The 18,899-nt window shown below is 39.8% G+C and carries 18 protein-coding genes and 1 tRNA gene; 10 read left to right on the top strand and 9 right to left on the bottom strand.

Features of this window, described 5'->3' with window-relative positions; all coding sequences use genetic code 11:
• Positions 1–2: 2 nt before the first annotated feature.
• Entirely contained in the window at positions 3–926 is a 924-nt protein-coding gene (locus P3J6_RS03495; protein WP_138606239.1) for an AEC family transporter, read from the bottom strand.
• Positions 927–943: 17 nt separating this feature from the next.
• A complete protein-coding gene (gene smrB / locus P3J6_RS03490; protein ID WP_138606237.1) occupies positions 944–1,501 on the bottom strand; it encodes an endonuclease SmrB in 558 nt (185 codons plus the stop codon).
• A 298-nt stretch (positions 1,502–1,799) separates the two neighbouring features.
• Here smrB and prmB point away from each other — a divergent pair, with 298 nt between their 5' ends.
• The 3 genes from prmB (at position 1,800) to P3J6_RS03475 (ending at position 4,437) form a co-directional block, all read left to right on the top strand.
• Positions 1,800–2,735, top strand: a complete 936-nt coding sequence (gene prmB / locus P3J6_RS03485) for a 50S ribosomal protein L3 N(5)-glutamine methyltransferase (protein WP_076918988.1) — start codon at positions 1,800–1,802, stop codon at positions 2,733–2,735.
• Positions 2,736–2,826: 91 nt separating this feature from the next.
• Positions 2,827–3,924 (top strand): chorismate synthase, encoded by a 1,098-nt coding sequence (aroC, locus tag P3J6_RS03480; protein ID WP_198522233.1) that lies wholly within the window; start codon positions 2,827–2,829, stop codon positions 3,922–3,924.
• 126 nt (positions 3,925–4,050) lie between these two features.
• On the top strand, positions 4,051–4,437 hold the full coding sequence (locus tag P3J6_RS03475; RefSeq protein WP_198522232.1) for a DUF4112 domain-containing protein: 387 nt from the start codon (positions 4,051–4,053) through the stop codon (positions 4,435–4,437).
• A 44-nt stretch (positions 4,438–4,481) separates the two neighbouring features.
• Here the strand turns inward: P3J6_RS03475 and P3J6_RS03470 are convergent, their stop codons facing one another.
• On the bottom strand, positions 4,482–5,180 hold the full coding sequence (locus tag P3J6_RS03470; protein ID WP_178955578.1) for a 2'-5' RNA ligase family protein: 699 nt from the start codon (positions 5,178–5,180) through the stop codon (positions 4,482–4,484).
• Positions 5,181–5,392: 212 nt separating this feature from the next.
• Here P3J6_RS03470 and P3J6_RS03465 point away from each other — a divergent pair, with 212 nt between their 5' ends.
• The 4 genes from P3J6_RS03465 (at position 5,393) to P3J6_RS03450 (ending at position 9,061) form a co-directional block, all read left to right on the top strand.
• Complete coding sequence (locus tag P3J6_RS03465; RefSeq protein ID WP_178955580.1) at positions 5,393–5,947, top strand: elongation factor P hydroxylase; 555 nt, start codon at positions 5,393–5,395, stop codon at positions 5,945–5,947.
• Positions 5,937–7,079 carry an ATP-NAD kinase family protein gene (locus P3J6_RS03460; protein WP_198522231.1) on the top strand — a complete coding sequence of 381 codons (1,143 nt, stop codon included), beginning with the start codon at positions 5,937–5,939 and terminating at the stop codon, positions 7,077–7,079. The genes P3J6_RS03465 and P3J6_RS03460 overlap by 11 nt, the downstream gene beginning before the upstream one ends.
• 3 nt (positions 7,080–7,082) lie before the next feature.
• Entirely contained in the window at positions 7,083–7,358 is a 276-nt protein-coding gene (locus P3J6_RS03455) for a YfcL family protein (RefSeq protein ID WP_010391380.1), read from the top strand.
• Between the two features lie 143 nt (positions 7,359–7,501).
• Positions 7,502–9,061: an AbgT family transporter gene (locus P3J6_RS03450; RefSeq protein ID WP_010391381.1), complete on the top strand. Its 1,560-nt coding sequence runs from the start codon at positions 7,502–7,504 to the stop codon at positions 9,059–9,061.
• A 1,053-nt stretch (positions 9,062–10,114) separates the two neighbouring features.
• Here P3J6_RS03450 and P3J6_RS03445 read toward each other — a convergent pair.
• Together P3J6_RS03445 and P3J6_RS03440 are read right to left on the bottom strand one after the other, a co-directional pair.
• Positions 10,115–11,944, bottom strand: coding sequence for a DEAD/DEAH box helicase (locus P3J6_RS03445; RefSeq protein ID WP_054202149.1), 1,830 nt, complete (start codon positions 11,942–11,944; stop codon positions 10,115–10,117).
• Between the two features lie 160 nt (positions 11,945–12,104).
• Entirely contained in the window at positions 12,105–12,368 is a 264-nt protein-coding gene (locus P3J6_RS03440; protein ID WP_008114535.1) for a GrxA family glutaredoxin, read from the bottom strand.
• 290 nt (positions 12,369–12,658) lie between these two features.
• Here P3J6_RS03440 and P3J6_RS03435 point away from each other — a divergent pair, with 290 nt between their 5' ends.
• On the top strand, positions 12,659–13,105 hold the full coding sequence (locus tag P3J6_RS03435) for an Hsp20 family protein (protein WP_010391385.1): 447 nt from the start codon (positions 12,659–12,661) through the stop codon (positions 13,103–13,105).
• A gap of 59 nt (positions 13,106–13,164) precedes the next feature.
• Here P3J6_RS03435 and P3J6_RS03430 read toward each other — a convergent pair whose 3' ends face one another.
• The 4 genes from P3J6_RS03430 to P3J6_RS03415 form a co-directional block, all read right to left on the bottom strand.
• Positions 13,165–13,680 carry a hypothetical protein gene (locus P3J6_RS03430; RefSeq protein ID WP_198522230.1) on the bottom strand — a complete coding sequence of 172 codons (516 nt, stop codon included), beginning with the start codon at positions 13,678–13,680 and terminating at the stop codon, positions 13,165–13,167.
• The gene (locus P3J6_RS03425; protein ID WP_198522229.1) at positions 13,677–14,867 is read right to left on the bottom strand and encodes a peptidyl-prolyl cis-trans isomerase; all 1,191 of its coding nucleotides are present in this window, start codon (positions 14,865–14,867) and stop codon (positions 13,677–13,679) included. The genes P3J6_RS03430 and P3J6_RS03425 overlap by 4 nt, the downstream gene beginning before the upstream one ends.
• Positions 14,867–15,880 carry a phospholipase gene (locus P3J6_RS03420; protein ID WP_138606217.1) on the bottom strand — a complete coding sequence of 338 codons (1,014 nt, stop codon included), beginning with the start codon at positions 15,878–15,880 and terminating at the stop codon, positions 14,867–14,869. Before P3J6_RS03420 ends, P3J6_RS03425 begins: the two co-directional genes overlap by 1 nt.
• 159 nt (positions 15,881–16,039) lie before the next feature.
• A complete protein-coding gene (locus P3J6_RS03415; protein ID WP_198522228.1) occupies positions 16,040–17,593 on the bottom strand; it encodes a cryptochrome/photolyase family protein in 1,554 nt (517 codons plus the stop codon).
• Between the two features lie 491 nt (positions 17,594–18,084).
• Here P3J6_RS03415 and P3J6_RS03410 point away from each other — a divergent pair.
• Positions 18,085–18,161, top strand: a tRNA-Met gene (locus P3J6_RS03410).
• Between the two features lie 279 nt (positions 18,162–18,440).
• Positions 18,441–18,896: a ribosome maturation factor RimP gene (gene rimP, locus P3J6_RS03405; protein ID WP_008114543.1), complete on the top strand. Its 456-nt coding sequence runs from the start codon at positions 18,441–18,443 to the stop codon at positions 18,894–18,896.
• Positions 18,897–18,899: the final 3 nt, after the last annotated feature.

Here is an 18,899-nt window from a genome sequence, read left to right as displayed (position 1 = left end):
ATCTAAAGTAAAATGGTTAACCACACACTAAAACTCAACACACTTAATACTGTAGATAAAACCACTGCACTGGCAAGGGTATCTTGGTGTTGTTTTATTTGGCATGCAATTAAATAGGCATTAACGCCTAATGGTGATGCACTTAATAGCACCAGTACTTTTAGCAGTGACTCATTAAGTGTAAATACGTGTGTGCCTAGCAATAATACCAAGGCAGGTAATATGACTAATTTTAATAGACTGGCAATGGCCGCTGCTTGCCAGTTATCGCTAATTTTATAAAAAGCTAAGTTAGCGCCCAATACAAATAACGCACAAGCAATAGCTGGTTCGGCTAAAAGCGCTAAGCCCTTAGTTAAGTCAGCAAATAAAGTAATCCCTGCCAAATTAACCAATAAACCAGTGCTAATACTTAACACCACTGGATTGAGTAGCATATTTTTGGAAAATGCTGACCAGGAAAACACATGACTAGCGCTGTTTGCACTAATTAAAAAAGTAAGGGTGAACAATAATGCGCTATGAAAGGTAATGATCATAAAAATAATGCCCATCATTTGCTCGCCTAATGCGGCAATAATAATAGGTAACCCCACCAATACAGTATTGGAATAGCTACTGCCAAGAGCAAACACGCTATGGCGTTCGTATTGAAGTTTTTTAGAGAGAATGTAGCGGTCAATAATTAGGGCAAAAAGGTAAATTAAAATAACCGGAATGTAAAAACTTAAAAAGCCATTTAAGCTGACACTGGTTTGTAAGTCTGCTTTGGCCATATTTAAAAATAAAAAGCTCGGCACACTAATATAAAAAGTAAACTTACTTAATCCCGCTATATGGATACGCTCTAAAAAGCCACTGCGGCTAGCAATGTAGCCACATAGCACAATAAATATCAGCGGGAATATAATCGAAAATATATGCACTAAAAGGCTCTTGTTGATTAGCGTCTAAACTCATCACTTTGCGGTAAATTAATTAATATCAGTACCGCACCTTTACCGCCATATTCGAGCGGTGCTTGATGCATAGCAATAACATCGGGGTGTTGCACTAAGTATTGCGGCACTTTATGCCTGAGGATATGGCCGCCAATTCCGTGTACAACACAGGCGCAGTAATAATGCTTTTTTTTACACTCATGAATAAGCCCTGCGAGTTCATCTTTGGCTACTTCTTTATTTAAGCCATGCAGGTCTAGAGTTAAATCAGGTATAAAATCCCCTCGACGAAGTTGTTTCGCTAAAAAACGATCCTGACCCTGTTGCACATAATTAACAGTACCGTTAGTGTCTATATCTGGCACATATTCATCAGAAAAGAAAAATTCTGATTGTTGTTGCTTTTTTTGCTGGGCAAATTGCTTCGCTTGTGACACTTTAGGTTTATTACTAAAACGGTGAGTGTCTTGTTTGAACACGCGCGCACCGCTGATACTTTGACGAAACAAGTCAATGTCATCAGGACTAATTAGGCTGTTTGAGTGGGGATCTTTTTTCATAGCGGCAGTCTAAACAAAAAAGTGGTAAAAATCGAGTAAAAAGGTGTGATACCCAAGCAGCTTTGAGGTGCATAGTGCAGCGCCAATAAGGTTAATTTAAAAGCGATTTATACTGCGTTATTGATTTGAACAACAGAGTGACTATTACACTTGCAATCAATGCCTTGTTTAAATTACCTTTAATTCTAACTGTCACTCGCACCTAGAGGTGGCTTGGGTATACAATAGGGCAATCATGGGGCCCATAGTTGTGCCTCGATTGAGTTTATTTTTTGAAAGTAGCAGGCAGATAATACTGATGAGTGAATTACTAATAGAAGAAGCAACCCTGGATGAAGCTGTTGCAGAACTTTCAACCTTACATGATTGGCTTCGTTGGACGACAAGTCAATTTGCAAGTAGCGGTATTTTCTTTGGTCATGGCACCGATAACGCATGGGATGAAGCGGTAAGTTTGTTATTACCAGCACTTAGCTTGCCAATTGATGCACCCAAAGAGCTGATGCATGCCCGTTTAACTAGCACTGAAAAAAACCGTTTAGCAGGCTTAATTGCCGAGCGCATTAACGATTTTACCCCAGTTCCATACCTGACCAACATTGCATGGTTTGCCAATATGCCATTTTATGTGGATGAACGTGTATTAATTCCTCGCTCGCCTTTTGCTGAGCTTATTAATAATCGTTTTACACCTTGGCTAGAGCAGCCAGAGTCAGTAGGGCGTATTTTAGATTTATGTACGGGATCGGGTTGTATTGCGATTGCATTGGCACAAGCATTCGAAAATGCGCAAGTTGATGCGGTTGATATATCCTATGAAGCGCTTGAAGTGGCTGATATCAATATCACCGATTACCAACTAAGTGAGCGCGTATTACCGATCCAGTCTGACGTATTCAGTGGTGTGCCTGGGCAAAAATACGACTTAATCGTAGCAAACCCACCGTACGTTGATGCTGAAGATATGGCTGATTTACCACGTGAATTCCATCACGAGCCAGAGCTTGGGTTAGCATCGGGTCACGATGGCCTTGATGTAACACGTACTATTTTAGATCAAGCTAGTGAGCATCTAACAGATAACGGTTTGTTATTTGTCGAAGTAGGTAACTCTATGGTACATATGGATGCACTGTATCCAGGCGCACCATTTGAATGGATTGAGTTTGAACAAGGCGGATTAGGGGTGTTTGTTATTAGCAAGCAACAACTAGATGCCTACTTTGCACAGTAATTATTAATACTAGCCATTCATCCCAAATGGCTGGGTAACACTATAGCCGAGATAATTCTCGGCTATAAGTCATTAGGAATGAGGAAAGTTAATGGCAGGTAATAGCATAGGGCAGTTATTTAAAGTGTCCACCTTTGGCGAAAGCCACGGCGTTGCATTAGGCGGCGTTGTGGATGGCACGCCAGCAGGCCTTGAGATAACAGAGGCCGACATACAACACGATTTAGATAGACGAAAACCAGGGCAAAGCCGCTATACCACGCAGCGCCGTGAGAGCGACCAAATTAAAATTTTAGCGGGTGTTTTTGAAGGTAAAACCACCGGTACCAGCATTGGTTTATTAATTGAAAATACCGATCAACGTTCACAAGATTATGGCAAAATTAAAGACGTGTTTCGTCCAGGTCACGGTGACTATACCTACTGGCATAAGTACGGCCTGCGCGATTACCGTGGTGGTGGCCGCTCATCTGCGCGTGAAACCGCTATTCGGGTTGCCGCAGGCGCCATTGCTAAAAAGTATTTAAAACAGTTTCATGGTATTGAAATACGCGCGTGCTTGAGCCAATTAGGGCCAATAAAAGCCGAAAACTACGACTGGGACGAAGTGGAAAACAACTTATTTTTCTTCCCAGATACAAGTAAGCTTGAAGTACTTGATGAATATATGCGCGAGCTAAAAAAACAAGGCGACTCAGTGGGTGCCAAAGTAAAAGTAGTGGCTAAAAATGTACCAGTTGGATTAGGTGAGCCAGTATTTGATAGGCTAGACGCTGAACTTGCACATTCATTAATGAGTATTAATGCTGTTAAAGGCGTTGAAATTGGCGATGGCTTTGATGTAGTCGAGCAAAAAGGCTCTGAGCATCGTGATGAGTTAACCCCTGATGGTTTTACCTCAAATCATGCCGGTGGTGTATTGGCAGGTATTTCAACAGGCCAAGATATAATCGCATCAATTGCGCTTAAACCAACATCAAGCATTACTATTCCCGGTAATAGTATTAATACCGAAAATGAAGCGGTTGAGATGATCACCAAAGGTCGTCACGATCCTTGTGTAGGCATTCGTGCTATTCCGATTGCTGAGGCAATGATGGCCATTACTTTAATGGATCATTTACTTCGTCAACGCGGTCAAAACCCACATGTACACCACGAACATGGGCCAATTAAAGGCGCTATTTAAGCGCCTTACGTTTAAAACTATACTAAACGGGCAATAGCGCGTTTAGTATATACAGGCTATACATCTTTATTGCCGCTCAATAATTTAAATGTGCTCAGCGCACCTAAAAATAAGAGAGCTGTTATTATGCAAAAAAACAATCAAGCTTCCATCTCACAAACTGAATATAAAGCCACCATAAAACGGCTCGAAGAGTTTAGCCGCTTTACCGATAGCAGCATTGGTATTCCGTTTACTAAATTTAAATTTGGTGTAGAGTCGCTGATTGGGCTTTTACCTGTGATGGGTGATTTAGCAGGGCTTATTTTGTCTGGCTATGTACTAATTGAAGCGCAGCGCTTAGGTGTTAGCAAGCGAGTAAAAAGCCGTATTATTATAAATATGTTGATTGATTTTGTTGGCGGGCTCATTCCATTTTTTGGAGATTTTTTTGATGCTATATTTAAAGCAAATACGCGTAACACCCGCATACTTAAAAAACATTTAACAGATAAGCTAACCACAAACCCATAGACATTATTAGTTTAAAGTGTGTAATTAGCCCTGTTATTAACTATTTATTTGGCATCAAAAAAGTACTTAGCGAGTATTTCTTTTTGTTGACCAAACTGATCAGACACTCCAATTCCAATCCCAATTATTTCCCCTTGTGCCTGCGGTGGCTCAGCGTGCAGTGCTTTTTTTACTAACGCTAATGCTGGGCTTTGTTCATTCGCGAGTAGTGTTAAATGCGGCTGAAAATTCTGAAATACATTAGGGCTACCATAACGTTCAAAAGCCACAAGTTTATTAGGGTAATGCTTTACCCAGCTAGGCACTGGTGCTTGATGATCGCGAAGCGGCTCAAGCTTGAGGGTAACCTCATCGGCTAAGCGTTGTAACTGATATGATTTTTCTAAGTTTATAAATGCCCAATTACTTGGTGATACACTAAATCCATTGGCTTTTATCTCAAACGACTGATGCTCTTTTACAATGCGCTCAACCATTTGCTTAATTTCGTTTTGTGCTTCAAGTGGGTAATCCGTTAAATACAAGGTGGCGTGTACGGGTAACCCTTGTTGGTAAAACGTAGTAATTTGGTGCGAGGCCAATTCATTGCTGGTGTTAGCGACTAGCTCAACAATAGGCTTAGAGGGAATAGCAAATACGTTAATACTTATGCTTTTTGCATAACTGCTGGCAGAAGTAGCCAACAGTGTTAAAAAAGTAAAAGAGATAAATAGCCACGACAAAGAGCTGTGTTGTTTAACCATAAGAGTGAGTCAATTCAGGTTTTTGGTTGGTGTATGGTAAGCGTAATTAAGCGTTCAGTAAATAAAGTATGGTAAGGAAGCCTTAATTAATGCATCGCTAATTTTTTACTTTGTAGATAAAAGTACGTACAATTCGCTTCGTTTTTAGTGTGCTTTATACTAATTTTATCTGTGTTTAAAGCATCGGGTTCAAACGAGTATACGAAGTATTTATGCACCAAGTAGCTGATCTAATGTCTATTTTCGAACACACTTTTTACCAAAGCTATAACACGCGTTTGGTAAAAGGTGAGCATGAGCCTATTTACATTCCCGCAAATGATACAACTCCATATCATCAAATTGTGTTTGCCCATGGTTTTTATGCCAGTGCACTACATGAAATAGCTCATTGGTTAGTGGCAGGCTCGCAACGCCGTTTAAGTGAAGATTATGGTTATTGGTATTGCCCTGATGGGCGCGATGCTACACAGCAAGCGGAGTTTGAATCCGTAGAGGTAAAACCTCAAGCAATAGAGTGGGCATTGAGTGTGGCTGCTGGGTTTGATTTTAACGTATCGGTAGATAACTTAAATGGTGAGCAAACTTGTCGATTTGCGTTTCAATCACGTGTTCATGCAAAGTTATTAGAGTTGTTGCAAAACGGGTTTAACCCGCGAACAACCTTATTATTAAAAGCACTGTGTAAATTTTATAACACCACGTGGCCATTACATGCTGCGCAGTTTTCATGGCATTCTCCCGAGGAGTTAAAAGATGCAGTTTAAATTAGGGTTGATTGTAAATCCGGTCGCAGGACTCGGTGGTAGTGTTGCGCTTAAGGGCAGTGACGGTGAAGACACCGCTGCTAAAGCCATCGCATTAGGTGCAGAGCCTAAGTCAAATAGCCGCACTAAAGCTGCACTTGAAGTGCTTGTACCTCATCAATCAAACATTACTATTTATACTGTTAATGATGAAATGGGGGAGCAAACAGCAAAAGCGTTGGGCTTTAATACGCAAGTGGTTTATCAAAGTAACTCACCCACAACCAGTGACGATACTGAGGCTGCAGCTCGTTTATTACAGCTACAAGGTGTTGATTTAATCTTATTTGCTGGTGGCGACGGAACGGCGCGCAATATTTGCCATGCTGTAGAAGACTCTGTACCCGTATTGGGCATTCCTGCTGGGTGTAAAATTCATTCCGGCGTGTATGCCATAACGCCAAAAGCCGCAGGCCGTGTAGTTGAAATGCTGGTAAAAGGTGAGCTGGTAACATTAAGCGATGCTGATGTGATGGACATTGATGAAGTGGCTTTTCGCCAAGGAACAGTAAAAGCAAAACGTTATGGTGAAATGCAAGTGCCAAGTGAAGTGCGCTATGTACAAGCGGTTAAAAATGGCGGTAAAGAAACTGACGAGCTAGTGCTAGCAGATATAGCTGCTTATGTCGTTAGTGAAATGGATGCCGATACCCTCTATGTCATGGGTAGTGGCTCTACCGTTGGCGCAGTGATGGAAGAGATGGGGCTTGAAAACACCTTACTCGGTGTTGATTTAGTTGAAGATCAAGCCTTAGTAGGCCAAGACCTAACAGCCCAGCAACTTCTTGAACTTACCTCAGGACGTGAAACAAAATTAGTGATCACTCTAATTGGCGGTCAAGGGCATATTTTTGGTCGAGGTAATCAACAACTCAGTCCTGCGTTAATTAAAGCGATAGGTCGCGATAATATTATTGTTGTGGCTACTAAAACAAAATTACAGGCTTTAAATGGCCGACCGCTGATTTGTGATACCGGTGATAGCAAATTAGATGATGAATTAAGCGGTTATATACGTGTAACCAGTGGGTTTAACGACCATATTATGTATGCAGTAGGTCATCAAGATGGGCTGCACCCAGAGGAGAAGTAACACATGAGTTTAGTAAATTACATAGATGCTGCGCAGCAATATTTTGATGATTTAGTGATAAAAGCCACCGATGACGAGTTATTTGCCGGCGGTTATTTACGCGGCCACTTTGATTTAGCCGTAGGTTATGCACAAGTTGAAGAATTAAATCTAGAAATTGCAGAACTAAACGACACGGTTGAAAAAAGCTTAGTAAAAGCTTATCGCAATGGCGAACTTAATGAAGATGATAAAGCACTCGTAGTAAGAATATGGGATGAAGTAAAAGCACTCGCATAAGCTTTTTTTATTCATTTATAACTGCGCGGCCACTGAGCCGCGTTTTTTTGTGCCTAAAAAAGAATTTGTTTATTCAGTTAAAATTTACCTCATTCCTTAGATACGCTAAAGTAGCACAGTCTAAATTCTAGGGAACAAGTGAAATGAATAACAATAATGATGCGACAATGCCAACTGGCATAGTTGCGCGATTTTTAAATTTTGTTGAGCGGGTAGGTAATAAGCTTCCTGATCCAGCAATTATCTTTTTGTTTGCCATGTTATTAATCTGGTTTTTGTCTTGGTGGTTTTCAAGCGTCACATTTGATGCAATAGACCCTCGCACTGGCGAAGCGATTATTATTAATAACATGCTTGCCAGCGATTCGTTGGCCACTTTTTTATCTTCTATGGTAAAAACATTCACCGGTTTTGCGCCACTGGGTGTAGTACTGGTTGCTATGCTAGGTGTAGGCGTTGCAGAGCATTCGGGCTTTATTAATACCGGCCTTAAATTAATGCTCAAAGTAACGCCTAGAAAATTACTAACACCCTCAATTATTTTGGTAGCTATTGTGAGCCATACGGCTACCGATGCAGGGTATGTGCTGGTTATTCCACTTGCTGGGGTAATATTTTTTGCCGCCGGTCGTCATCCGCTTGCCGGTATTGCAGCGGCATTTGCCGGGGTAAGTGGTGGCTTTGGCGCTAACTTTATCCCATCTGGGATTGACCCATTACTGCAAAGTTTTACGCAAAGTGCAGCACAAATTATTAATCCAACAATGAGCATTAACCCGCTTAATAACTGGGGCTTTGCTTCAGCATCAAGTTTATTTATTGTGATGCTAGGTTGGTATATCACCGATAAAATTATTGAACCACGTTTAAAAAATTCACCAGTTGATGGCGAAACTCAAGACCTACCAGCATTTGAAGATGCCCGTAGTGACGAAAAGCGCGCCTTTCTTATTGCCAGTTCCGTAATGATTGCAGGTATTGCGTTATTAGCGTATGTATCTGCACCCGCTGATTCAGCGATGCGCAGCAGCGATGGCTCTTTAACAAACTTTAGTTCACCATTAATGCAGTCAATAGTGCCGCTAATCTTCTTACTGTTTTGGATCCCAGGCGCAGTATATGGTTTTACCGTAGGCACCTTTAAAAGCTCTAAAGACATGATAGATGCGATGAGCAAAGCCATGAATGGTATGGCGTATTACATTGTTATGGCATTCTTTTGTTCATTATTTATTGCTGCATTTAGTAAATCAAACCTAGGTGCTTTACTGGCAATTGAAGGGGCTCAAGTATTAAAAGCAATGGAGTTACCGAGCTCTGTAACGGTGGTAGGGATTATTTTCCTAACTGGTTTTGTAAACTTGTTTGTTGGTTCAAGCTCGGCTAAGTGGGCACTATTAGGTCCGGTATTTGTGCCTATGCTAATGCAACTCGGTATTTCGCCAGACTTAACGCAAGCAGCGTACCGTGTGGGAGATTCTAGCTCTAATATTATCACTCCGCTCATGCCATACTTCCCGCTAGTGGTAGTGTACTGCCAAAAATACGTTAAAGGCACAGGCATAGGTACGCTTATCGCGATGATGCTGCCATATTCAATCGCCTTTATGATTGGCTGGAGTATCTTTTTGCTAGGCTACTGGGCACTCGGTATCCCATTAGGACTTGATGCTAGCTACGTGTATCCAGCAGTCGCGCCTTAACTTAAATCTTGATTCATAAACCTCACTCACTCGAGTGAGGTTTATATAAAAGTGCTGTAATATTCAAAGTAAGTGTAATTTACCTTTCTAAATCTCTCACTATATAGCCAAACAAACTGGCCTCACCAAAAATATAAACATAATCGTTTTTGTTGTTTATTATTGTTGACTTATCGTCGTACCACCTAAAATCATGAGTTTCGTTTGTTTTAGGATCTTTGAAATATAAACGAGTACAATTATCTTCATAATCAGAACCACACTTTTGTACATCAGTTAGGATATATTCCTTATACCAATAGTCGCCTTGCGTGTAGTAAGCCCATAACTTAATGGGCTCAGAGATAAAAATATAGAGTGTTCCATAGATTAAAAAAGGAATTAATGGATACGTGAATATTAATGATAATTTCGTTTTTGTATCTGAGAAACTATATTTAAGATGCTCCCTGTATTTAGTGCAGCGTCTATATTTATTGAATACAAGTATATTTAAATAGATAAATGATGCGCCACAAATAATAGGGAGTGCTATAAAGAAAATAACGTCGTATATTTTATTTGTGATAAATGGTGGATCTGTAAAGTCCATTAAGATAGGAATAATGATGCATAATAAAATAGGGAACATTATTGCTACAAAGAGTAAGTTATCGTAATTTCTTTTCAATTTTTAATTCGTCCATGAATTATAGCCTTTGCTTAGTTTACATAAATTTTATTGCTTTAAAAATCAAAGAAAACATGTTTATACACATTAATTAATCTGAGTTTTGGATAATTAAGCTATCTCAAGCAGCTTTTTTAACGCTAATTGCGTTGAACTTACTTACAATAGGCTAGCTATTGACGCGTAATTTCGCCTTGTTTTTACTGCAATCTCTGGTTAGAGAAAACAAACAAAATATTTTTTGATTCAATATGTTAGTTAAGTACCTAATACTGGCTTGCGGCTTCGAGTTACGAAGCTTAAGCTGACCTGATACCTGAATTTCAGACACAAAAAAACCTTGGCACTTTCATGCCAAGGTTTTTTTACTAAAGAGTCGCTGCTTACTTAGCGGTGAAGCTAACTGGGCGACGTTCTTTACGAGGGCCGCTACGCTTATCAGGGCGTTGGCCATCTTTATTAAAGCTGCGCTTCTTGTCACCAGCAGGGCGTTCAGAACGCTCGCCGCGTGGCTCAGAAGGGCCTTGATCTTGTGTTAATGTCATACCCATTGGGCGTTTACAAATAAACACTTTTTGGAAGTGATCAAGTACATCTTTAGGCATGTTTTGCGGTAATTGTACCGTGCTGTGACTGTCGTGAAGACGAATGTCACCAATAAACTTGCTTGAAATGTCTGCTTCGTTAGCAATTGCACCAACAATGTTCTTAACCTGAACACCATGCTCACGACCTACTTCGATACGGTACGTATCCATAGGGCCTGCATCACGGCTATTACGCTCGCGAGGTTTACGCTCAGCGCGCTCACCGCCACGTTCGTTACGACGGCCACGGTCACCACGATCATTACGGTCGTTGCGAGGGTTGCGTTCGTTACGCTCACGCGGTTGAATCTTAACTTCTTCAACTTTAATTGGCGATTGTTGCTGTGCTAAACACAGTAATGCACCCGCTAAGTCTTCAGGAGCAAGCTCAAGTTTTTGTGCCATGTTGGCAGCCACTTCGTTAAAGAAAGTAATATCTTTGTTTTCAAGTGCAAGCGTAAGCTTTTCTTGAAGCGCATTAATACGTTTCTCTTCAACAACTTTAGCTGTTGGTAATTCAACTTGTGCGATTTCAGATTTAGTATGACGAATGATATTTTTAAGTAAATAACGCTCGTTATGCTTAACGAAAAGAATCGCTTTACCAGTACGACCAGCACGACCTGTACGGCCGATACGGTGAACGTAGGCTTCAGAATCTTGTGGAATGTCGTAGTTGATAACTAAGCTTAAACGGTCTACATCAAGACCACGTGCCGCTACGTCTGTTGCAATAACAACGTTTAGCATGCCGCTTTTTAAACGATCAACTGTGCGCTCACGCGCTTGCTGGTTCATGTCACCGTTAAGCGGCGCAGCAGAGAAACCTTCGCGCTCTAATAACTCAGCTAGTTGAACTGTATCGTTACGTGTACGTACGAAAACAATAGCACCTTCATATTGTTCTGCTTCTAAGAAACGAACAATGGCTTTGTTTTTATGTACGTGTGCATTCCAAAACACTTGCTCTACTGACGATACAGTTGAGTTGCGTGCAGAAATATGAACCTGTTCAGGATTGTTCATATATTTGCTGCTGATGTTTTGAATTTGCTTAGGCATAGTCGCAGAGAAAAGACATGTTTGCTTTTCACGCGGCGTTTTTTCCATGATGTTTTCAACATCATCGATAAAGCCCATACGTAGCATTTCATCGGCTTCATCAAGTACAAGTGCTTGTAAAGCATCAAACTTGATAGTGCCACGATTTATGTGATCGATTAAACGACCCGGTGTAGCAACAATAATCTGTGCGCCACGACGAAGTGCGCTCAACTGGATGCTGTAGCTCTGGCCACCATATAGTGCCAGTACTTCAACACCACGAGTGTGTTTTGCATATTGTTCAAATGCCTCAGCTACTTGGATCGCAAGCTCACGGGTTGGTGTGAGTACAAGGATCTGTGGCTGTTTCACAGACGGGTCAATATTATTTAGTAATGGCAGTGCAAATGCTGCTGTTTTACCTGTACCCGTTTGTGCTAGTCCCAGTACGTCCTTTCTTTCTAGCAATAACGGTATACATTGAGCTTGGATTTCAGATGGTGTCTTGTAACCCAACTCTTCAACTGCCTTTAAAATTGCAGGAGAAAGATTTAGAGATTCAAACGTGACTGGTTCTGACATTAATACGCCTCAACGAATTTAAAGAGGCGCGCATTGTATAGGAAATACGAGGCAAATGCTTGTATAAATTACAACTAATTTATATGTGGTTGATGTTGGTCGAAATTTAACCAGCTCAAGTTGTGCGTTAATTAAGCTGGTTAACAATATACCTACAAATTTACTGGTAAAGGCCTAGGTTTTCTTTGGCGTAGGCTTCAAATTCTGTAAAACCACCAATGTGTGTTTGGTCTACAAAAATTTGTGGCACAGTCGGGCATGGCTTGCCTGCAGACTTTTCTAAATCTTCTTTACTGATGCCTTCTTTGATGATGTCGATGTAGCGGTATTTAAAATCATCGCGGTCATTAGCAAGTTGCTCTGCAACATCTTTAGCGCGAACACAAAAAGGGCAGCCTTCACGGCCAAAAATTACTGTTAACATAACGCTCTCCTCAAATTAGTTGACCCTAGTGTAACTAATTTCATTATTTATTACAGTGCAAAAAAACGATTATTGTGTTCGCTTTTTTCAGAGCCTGTAAAAAAAATAAAAAATATTTTATAAAAAATCTTGAAATAAAATTGTCCGCCCATAAATAGTTATTTGAGGACGCCTGATGGGTCTTCATTTAAACAGAACTATTTGAAAGTTATATTATTAATTAAATTTTGCCGTTACTTGTTCAAACGAAAAGTGGCAGCAATATATCGCTTAAATATGAGGATATTATTATGCGTACAGTAGATTTATCACCCCTATACCGTTCATTCATTGGTTTCGATCACTTAGCATCATTAATGGATGCCGCTGCACGAACTGACAAGCAGCCAAGTTTTCCTCCATACAACATCGAAGCACTTGATAAAGACAAATACCGTATCACTATGGCAGTTGCTGGATTTAGTGAAGACGAGTTAAGCCTGCAATCTGAAAACAACACGTTAGTTGTATCAGGCACTAAAGCAGGTAAAGATCAAAACGATGAGCGTAAATTCATTCATCAAGGCATTGCCGAGCGCAACTTTGAGCGTAAGTTCCAGTTAGGTGACCACGTTAAAGTACTTGGCGCAGACCTAGCTAACGGCTTACTAAGCATCGACCTTGAACGTGAGATCCCAGAAGCGCTGAAGCCACGTAAAATTGAAATTGGCTCAGGCAATATGCTAGAAAGTAAATAGCTTAGATAGTACACGTATTTTCCCTGTGAAAAGCCGCCATTTGGCGGCTTTTTGCGTTGTTAGTCTTTTAAATCTATTTGTATTTGTTTTAAAGCGTTAATTTTATCTATTGCAACTTGTAGTTGTTCTTGTGAAAGCTTTTTTTGTCGGCCTTTAGCAAGTAAGTCTTCAAGTTTTAATATTTTGGCTTTTGCAGCAACAACAAAACGTTGTTCTAGCTGTCTTTGCTGTTCAAGGTGGAAATCTTGATATGCCTGGTGATTATTTAAATCACCACTGTACTGAGCCACTGGCTGAGTATTTTTTACTATGTTGGGTAAATAGGCCACAGAGGTTATTATTGGTAAGGGCTGAGAGCTAGTATTACTAGTTGCAACCGTTTTCAATTGCGTGCTTTCCAACTCTTGAGTCATGTCATCAGCTGTCAGTTCAAGGGACGTTATTTGCTTGACACTTTTAGCTTGGTTAAGACCATCAATATTCTCTATTGTTGGTTTGCTAGTATAATGAGTGAAAAGTGTGTAAATACCAACACAAGCTAAAGCAATGACAGAAACGAAATTTTTCTTACTCATAAAATTACTCCCGTCTTATTTTGCCACTTGAGCCAGTTATTTTCATACTGTTGTGCCGCTTTTTGTTTTGCGATGGCCTTTGTTGCTTGGTATCGAACGGTTTCATCTTCTGGCGAAAAATAATCAAACTGATGCTCATAACTGTGTATCACCACCCATTCACCACTAGGTGTACGTATAACAGCGGAAATGGTGTTTTCTTTAGTTGTGAACGCAAGTTGTACAACCCAACTACTTTTGTTTTTGCGGTTTAATTCACTATTGTATTGAGCATATATATCTTGTTTTCCTGATATCACTAATGCTTGTTCAAGTGATTTGTTATCCGCCAACGTGCGAAAGTCTACAGCATTGGCTCGATTAGCAAATTGAGCTCCGTGGGCTTTTACCTGACTTAAAAATTTAAACTGCGATTTATTTGCTTGATAAAACGCTTTAATTTCGCTTTTGTTTACTTGTTTCTCTAACTTTTCAAGAACAGGGCTCTGCATGTGCATCATTGTATTTATGCCTAGCCAGCTTTGAATGGAGGGTCGCAAAATATCTCCTTTAGCTATTTCATACAGATGTTCAATATCAATATTCTGTTTTGCCAAAATCGGTTTGGCTTTTGAAAACGCTATATTGAATTGCCGTTTTTTTATTAATTCACTTTTGAATAGTTCACTATCTCCTCTATGGAGTTTAAAACGTACCTGCATTGATAGTGCATCGATAAATTCATATAAATTAATAGAGTTATACAAAATAGGGGTTAAATCGATCTGCTGCATTTTTTTAATCAAGCTTTGCACATATTGACCATTTTTAGGGTAGGGCCCTAATGTGTGTTTAAGCCAATGGCTATCATAAGTGTCAAGCTTTACCTGACTTGACTGTGCCTTTATAGCTAATTGCGAATCGAACAGATTTTTTAAGTAACGTTCAACATGGTATTGAGTGCTAAAACCAACGGCAGATTGTCGTTTTATTATTGCAGGTGTTTTTAGCGCTGCTTGTTGTAACAAAAACTGATTCTCATACAGACGAGTTCTAACTTCATTGATTGTAATTTCAGGTTTGTGCTTTAAATAAGCACGATGCATAAAGTTAACTTCATCACTACTGTATTGTGTAAATGAGGCCATTACTAGGGAGTGGTAACACGCCCCTAGTAATGTAATCACTAAAATAGCCATTTTTTTCATTAGCGAGCAACCATGGCGTGGTTCAATAAGTGCACCACCATTGCTATTGCATGGGGCACTACTTGCTTAGCTATATTAAGGCGATCAAAATGATCTTTTGAATTGAGTACAATTCCACCTTGAGCATAAGAAAATGAACCACCTTGAGTTAATAATGGGCGAACATCTTGGCTATTTTTATCTAAAGGCGAGAACGTTTGCATTGCTTGAGTAACGAGTGATAAATCGTTGAGCTGCTCTTGATCATAGTAATCTTTTACCCAACTTTCCCAGCTAGAGTGGTTAAGGTCTGATGTGGTCCATGTGTGGTGAGGTTGTAATAAATCAGTCGTATGAAATACAAACCCTAATACTTGAGGATTTCCGCTTTGTAAGTAACTTTGATACCAATATTGCCCTAAATTATCGATAGGTTGAAATGGCATTTCTTCAAAGTCATCGTACATAGAATAGGTTGAGTTGCTATCGATTCTGTAGTGAGATTCTGTTACACCATAACTGTTATATTTTGAAGAGTCGGCATTGAACCAACCTGTTTCTCCCCCTTTACCATCATCAAGGTAGTCACCTTTAAGCCAAGCAGATGCAAGATTATCAATAGTGCCCCAAACGGTGAGCTTCTCATAATTATAACCACCAAAATCGTTTCCATGTTGGTCTGCACCTTGGGTATGATTTTGAAAATGCCAATAGCTTGTATATTTAACTATACTTTGCGCTGCTCCCCATACTGGCGCTTGAACACATGAGCCTGTAATGGCACCACAGAAAAAGGTGTCTTCAAAGTCATCTACATCATAAGCCGCTTGTCCTAGCAGCTCGGCTAATTCAGAGATTGTCAGATTGTTTTGTGCAGCGTACTGACGTAGGGCAGCATATTCGGTGCTGGCTGGGTGTTGCTGCATATAATTTACGGCATCAAGAACAATACGTTTGTGAGTTTCTTGACTAAAAGCTTGAGCTTGGCTTGTACCGAGTAATAAAAGTGTCGCTGCAATTAATTGTTTTTTCATTTTATTCTCATCATTGTTTGGAGTAAGAGGTGCTATTAAAAAATAAGCTCATTACATTGCCATGACAAATAAATTAAACATTTAATTAACAATATTACCTATTTTGATACTTTAATATTAACTATCAAGGATACTGCCACCAATTGAAGGCATTTATATTTACAGCTTTTCAATATTATTTAAATAGTTGCTAGCTTGCTCTAAGGTTGCTTGGCGTAATGATTCATCTTGTTTATCCCAATTACGATAAACCATGCCTATTCGTGGGTTTTTCTCAAGTCGCTCTCGGTGTTTTTGCATAAACTGCCAGTAAAGGCTGTTTAGCGGACACGCGTCTTTGCCCACTTTTTCTTTTACTTTGTATTGGCAGCTTTTACAGTAGTCACTCATTTTATTTATATAGTTGCCGCTAGCCGCATAAGGTTTAGTGGCAATGATGCCATCGTCAGCAAACTGGCTCATCCCTCGGGCGTTAGGCATTTCTACCCACTCAATAGCATCAATATAAACACCTAAATACCATTCATCTACTTCATCGGGACTGATGGCGGTTAATAAACAAAAATTACCTATTACCATTAAGCGCTGAATATGATGGGCATACGCGCTGTCTAAGCTTTGTGTTAATGAGTGGCTTAAGCAATTCATTTTTGTTTTACCATTCCAAAAATAACTCGGCAGTGCACGAGTTGCATTAAGCTGGTTTTTGTTGGCGTAATCGGGCATGTTTTTCCAATACACGCCACGCACATACTCGCGCCAACCCAGTACTTGGCGAATAAAGCCTTCAACCTGAGAAATAGATATTTCATCTTGACGTTGTTGGTACTCTTTAACGACACGGTCGATAACATAGCGAGGGGGTAAAATTTTGGCATTTAACGCAAACGATAATCGGCTGTGATAAAAGGTATCTTTATCAGGGCATTGATCTGTCATCGCATCTTGAAATTGACCAAAGCGAGGCAGTAAATGTGCACAAAAATGATCAAGCGCACTTATTGCTTGCTTACGGGTTGTTGGCCAGCTTAACTGAGTTTCTATTTGTCCAAAATATCCTACGTTATGCGAATCTAAGCGCTCAATAATGGCACTCACGTCATTTTTAAATAATTTAGGGCCAGGAATATCGGCTAAATCACTTTTTGAAAACTTATTACGGTTATTTGCATCAAAGTTCCATTGCCCACCGGCAGGTTTGTCATTTTCCATTAAAATATCAAACTGCTTACGCATTGCCCGATAAAAATGCTCCATGGTGACGTGTTTATCTTTTTTAAAGCGTTTATCTATGTCGTTAAATGCTAATAAAAAATGCTCGCTGTCACAGGCATTCACCGTTAACTCGCTATTAGTCGCGAATTCGTGAAGTTGTGTTTTTAAACGGTACTCATCTGGGTATTGATATTCAATAGAGGTACATTCATGCTGCTTGGCTAAACGCGTTAAAAGAGCGGGTAAGTCATCATCGTCTTTGGTGTCATCTAGCGTGAGATGTAAAACATTTAAGCCAGCATCTTTTAATGCATTAGCGAAGTTTTCCATGGCTTTAAAAAAGGCTGATATTTTTTGCACATGGTGTTTTACATAGTGTGCTTCTTGCATAAGCTCAGCAATAACAAATACTGTGTCGTCTGATTTGTCTTTAAACCACGAATGAGCAGGATTGAGCTGATCACCTAAAATCAATCTTAGTGTGTTGTATTTTTTCATAATTAGCCAAAATTCACTCTTATACGTGATATTTTTAAAAGCGATCTATTTCTTAAAGTATGTTTAACCTGAACTCTGGTTAAGAGGTTTACTAACATATTAAATCAAAAATGATATTTATGTTTATTTTCTCTAGCCAGAGATTTTCAGTGAAAACAAGGCGAAATTACGCGTCAATAGCTAGCCTATTGCAAGTAAATTCAACGCAGTTAGCGCTGAAAATAGCTGCTTGAGATAGATTTATTATCCAAAGTTCAGGTTACCGATAATAGAGCACCGAATGCAATTTAATACAGCGGTTGATTGTAACGATTCAAATTTTATAGCAAACATAGTGTAGTTAAGGCGATAAACTAGGTTGCTTTTTTTATCAACTTATTAGTTATTATGGTTGCTAATTTAGCGGCACATCCTTATAATAGCGGCCATTGTTTAGTAGGTTATAAAATTTACTAACAGCGATATTAAGTTATTAACTTTTTATCTATTGGCGCGGGATGGAGCAGTCTGGTAGCTCGTCGGGCTCATAACCCGAAGGTCGTTGGTTCAAATCCGGCTCCCGCAACCAATCTTAATAGTAGGTTTAAACTTACTACTTTATATCGCGCATTCTAAGTAATGCGCGTTTTGCGTTTAAGCTAATGAAGTTTAATTTGGTCAGGGTACTGACTCGCAACCAAGCTTGGCCCTAGGCCACACAGTTTTGCGTTTTTTGGTGTGACGCCCCGCTTGGTTCGGGGCGTTGTTGTATCTGCACCGTTTGATTTAATGTTTATCGATTAAATCAAAATTTAAACTCAGTATTTTAGGGCTATAAGCCCTTTTTTTGTTTGTATGGAGGATTTTCGTGACAAAACTTGAACAAGATTTAGTAACCATGTTAACGCCTGCGGTAGAAATGCTAGGCTTTGAATTACATGGTCTTGAGTTTGTACAAGCGGGTCGCCATTCTACCTTAAGAGTATACATTGCTCACGAGGATGGAATTTCAGTTGACAACTGCGCAGATGCCAGTCGTCAAATTAGTGCGATTTTAGACGTCGAAGACCCGATTACAAACGAATATGATTTGGAAGTGTCGTCTCCTGGTGTTGATCGTCCATTATTCAAACAAGATCACTACGAGCAGGCGCAAGGAGAGGAAGTACGCGTGCGTACTAAGCTTCCACAAGACGGTCGCCGTAATTTTAAAGGCGACTTAATAGCAGTTAGCAGCGATATGATCACATTATCTAGCGATGGTGCAGAGCATTTAATCATGCTTAGTAACATTGAACGTGCGAACATAATCGCAAAGTTTTAATTC

Source organism: Pseudoalteromonas sp. 3J6 (assembly GCF_903995135.1).
GTDB lineage: Bacteria > Pseudomonadota > Gammaproteobacteria > Enterobacterales > Alteromonadaceae > Pseudoalteromonas.
This window is presented reverse-complemented; position numbering and strand designations above follow the sequence as displayed.